This window comes from Mycobacterium sp. E3298 (assembly GCF_001666895.1).
Classification (GTDB): domain Bacteria; phylum Actinomycetota; class Actinomycetes; order Mycobacteriales; family Mycobacteriaceae; genus Mycobacterium.
Genome location: NZ_LZJB01000069.1, coordinates 1 through 2,757 on the forward strand (window position 1 = coordinate 1; position 2,757 = coordinate 2,757).

General features: G+C 67.2%; 6 protein-coding genes. All 6 read left to right on the forward strand.

Annotated features, from left to right (window positions below):
- Positions 1–410: 50S ribosomal protein L5 (gene rplE / locus A9X05_RS02700; protein ID WP_067779042.1), on the forward strand; the 410-nt coding region annotated here is incomplete at its 5' end.
- A 4-nt stretch (positions 411–414) separates the two neighbouring features.
- Complete coding sequence (locus tag A9X05_RS02705) at positions 415–600, forward strand: type Z 30S ribosomal protein S14 (RefSeq protein WP_067273083.1); 186 nt, start codon at positions 415–417, stop codon at positions 598–600.
- Between the two features lie 84 nt (positions 601–684).
- Entirely contained in the window at positions 685–1,083 is a 399-nt protein-coding gene (gene rpsH / locus A9X05_RS02710) for a 30S ribosomal protein S8 (RefSeq protein ID WP_007167852.1), read from the forward strand.
- Between the two features lie 10 nt (positions 1,084–1,093).
- On the forward strand, positions 1,094–1,633 hold the full coding sequence (gene rplF / locus A9X05_RS02715; protein ID WP_067754265.1) for a 50S ribosomal protein L6: 540 nt from the start codon (positions 1,094–1,096) through the stop codon (positions 1,631–1,633).
- Positions 1,634–1,674: 41 nt separating this feature from the next.
- Positions 1,675–2,043: a 50S ribosomal protein L18 gene (gene rplR / locus A9X05_RS02720; protein ID WP_073879405.1), complete on the forward strand. Its 369-nt coding sequence runs from the start codon at positions 1,675–1,677 to the stop codon at positions 2,041–2,043.
- Positions 2,044–2,081: 38 nt separating this feature from the next.
- The coding region (gene rpsE / locus A9X05_RS02725) for a 30S ribosomal protein S5 (protein WP_067779045.1) at positions 2,082–2,757 on the forward strand (676 nt) is incomplete at its 3' end.

The window sequence follows — 2,757 nt, forward strand, 5'->3', positions numbered from 1 at the left end:
GGGACGCGAAGCTGATCAACGGCGCGGTCAACGACCTGGCGCTGATCACCGGGCAACGGCCCGAGATCCGCAGGGCGCGCAAGTCGATCGCGCAGTTCAAGTTGCGCGAGGGTATGCCGATCGGTGCCCGGGTCACGCTGCGCGGGGACCGGATGTGGGAGTTCCTCGACCGCCTCACCTCGATCGCGCTGCCGCGTATCCGCGACTTCCGCGGCCTGTCGCCCAAGCAGTTCGACGGGGTCGGCAACTACACGTTCGGCCTGGCCGAGCAGTCGGTGTTCCACGAGATCGACGTGGACAAGATCGACCGGGTCCGCGGCATGGACATCAACGTCGTCACCTCGGCGACGACCGACGACGAAGGACGAGCGCTGTTGCGGGCCCTCGGCTTTCCCTTCAAGGAGAACTGAGTAGATGGCGAAGAAGGCACTGGTCAACAAGGCCAACCGCAAGCCGAAGTTCGCGGTGCGCGGCTACACGCGCTGCAACAAGTGCGGCCGCCCACGCGCGGTGTTCCGCAAATTCGGCCTGTGCAGGATCTGCCTGCGCGAGATGGCGCACGCGGGCGAGCTGCCCGGCGTGCAGAAGAGCAGCTGGTAAGAGCCAGGACCCCAAGACCAACCCAGAACAGGTGCGCGACAGGCCCGAACCGGGAACCACCGCGAGGAAGGTACCAACGCTGTCATGACGATGACGGATCCGATCGCAGACTTCTTGACACGTCTGCGTAACGCCAATTCGGCGTATCACGACGAGGTGACGTTGCCGCACTCCAAGATCAAGGCCAACATCGCCCAGATCCTCAAGAGTGAGGGCTACATCAGCGATTACCGGACCGAAGACGCTCGGGTGGGCAAGTCGCTGATCGTCCAGCTCAAGTACGGACCGAGCCGGGAGCGGAGCATCGCCGGACTGCGGCGAGTGTCCAAGCCCGGTCTGCGGGTGTACGCGAAATCCACCAACCTGCCGCGCGTGCTCGGCGGCCTGGGCGTGGCGATCATCTCGACATCCTCGGGCCTGCTGACGGATCGCCAGGCGGCCAGACAGGGCGTGGGCGGCGAAGTCCTCGCGTACGTGTGGTGAGGGAGTAGACATGTCGCGCATTGGTAAGCAGCCGGTTCCGGTTCCCGCCGGGGTCGACGTAACGATCGACGGTCAGCACGTCGAGGTGAAGGGGCCCAAGGGCAGCCTGAATCTGACGGTGGCCGAACCGATCACGGTGGAGCGCAACGAGGACGGCGCGATCGTGGTCGCCCGCCCCAACGACGAGCGGCGCAACCGCTCGCTGCACGGGCTGTCGCGCACGCTGGTGTCCAACCTGGTCACCGGCGTAACCGAGGGCTACACCACCAAGATGGAGATCTTCGGGGTCGGTTACCGCGTGCAGCTCAAGGGCGCCAACCTCGAGTTCGCGCTGGGCTACAGCCATCCCGTGGTGATCGAGGCGCCCGAGGGCATCACGTTCGCGGTCCAGTCACCGACGAAGTTCTCCATCTCCGGCATCGACAAGCAGAAGGTCGGCCAGATCTCGGCGAACATCCGCCGCCTGCGCCGTCCCGACCCGTACAAGGGCAAGGGCGTGCGCTACGAGGGTGAGCAGATCCGCCGCAAGGTCGGAAAGACAGGTAAGTAGTCATGGCGCAAAAACAAGCTGACACCGCCGCGCGAAAGCCGGTGGGGCAGAGCGTGTCCGCAACTCGCCGGGTCTCCCGGCTGCGCCGGCACGCCCGACTGCGCAAGAAGATCGCGGGCACCCCGGAGCGTCCGAGGCTCGTCATCAACCGCTCCGCGCGACACATTCACGTGCAACTGGTCAACGACGAGAACGGCACCACGGTGGCCGCCGCGTCGTCGATCGAGGACGACGTGCGCGGCCTGCAGGGCGACAAGAAGGCCCGCAGCGTGCGGGTGGGGCAATTGATCGCCGAGCGCGCCAAGGCCGCCGGCGTCGACTCCGTGGTCTTCGACCGCGGCGGGTACACCTACGGCGGACGGATCGCGGCGCTGGCCGATGCCGCGCGCGAGAACGGATTGAGTTTCTAGATGATCAAGAGCCTGAACAAGACCGGAAGGACCGCATAATGGCGGAACAGTCAGCCGGCGGCCCCGAGGCCCGCGGCGACAACCGCGACTCGCGCGGCGACAACCGCGACAGCCGCGGTCGGCGCGACGGGGGCGGCCGTGGTGGCCGCGACCGCGACGGCGACAAGAGCAACTACCTGGAGCGGGTCGTCGCCATCAACCGTGTCTCCAAGGTGGTCAAGGGTGGTAGGCGCTTCAGCTTCACCGCATTGGTCATCGTGGGCGACGGCAACGGCATGGTCGGCGTCGGCTATGGCAAGGCCAAGGAAGTTCCGGCCGCCATCGCCAAGGGCGTGGAAGAGGCGCGCAAGGGCTTCTTCCGGGTGCCGTTGATCGGCGGCACGATCACGCACCCGGTGCAGGGTGAGGCGGCCGCCGGTGTGGTGCTGCTGCGCCCGGCCAGCCCCGGTACCGGTGTGATCGCCGGTGGCGCGGCGCGTGCGGTGCTGGAATGCGCTGGGGTGCGCGACATCCTGGCCAAGTCATTGGGCAGCGACAACGCGATCAACGTGGTGCACGCCACCGTCACCGCGCTCAAGCTGCTGCAGCGTCCCGAGGAGGTGGCCGCCCGGCGCGGACTGCCCATCGAGGATGTCGCCCCGGCCGGAATGCTGAGGGCGCGACGTGAAAGTGAAGCGCTGGCCGCCAGTGCCGCGCGCGAGGGAACGGCACCGC

Excerpts from the sequence above, each read along its gene's own strand:
- rplF (WP_067754265.1), top strand. The coding sequence starts at position 1,094 with ATGTCGCGCATTGGTAAGCAGCCGGTTCCGGTTCCCGCCGGGGTCGAC.
- rpsH (WP_007167852.1), top strand. The coding sequence starts at position 685 with ATGACGATGACGGATCCGATCGCAGACTTCTTGACACGTCTGCGTAAC.
- A9X05_RS02705 (WP_067273083.1), top strand. The coding sequence starts at position 415 with ATGGCGAAGAAGGCACTGGTCAACAAGGCCAACCGCAAGCCGAAGTTC.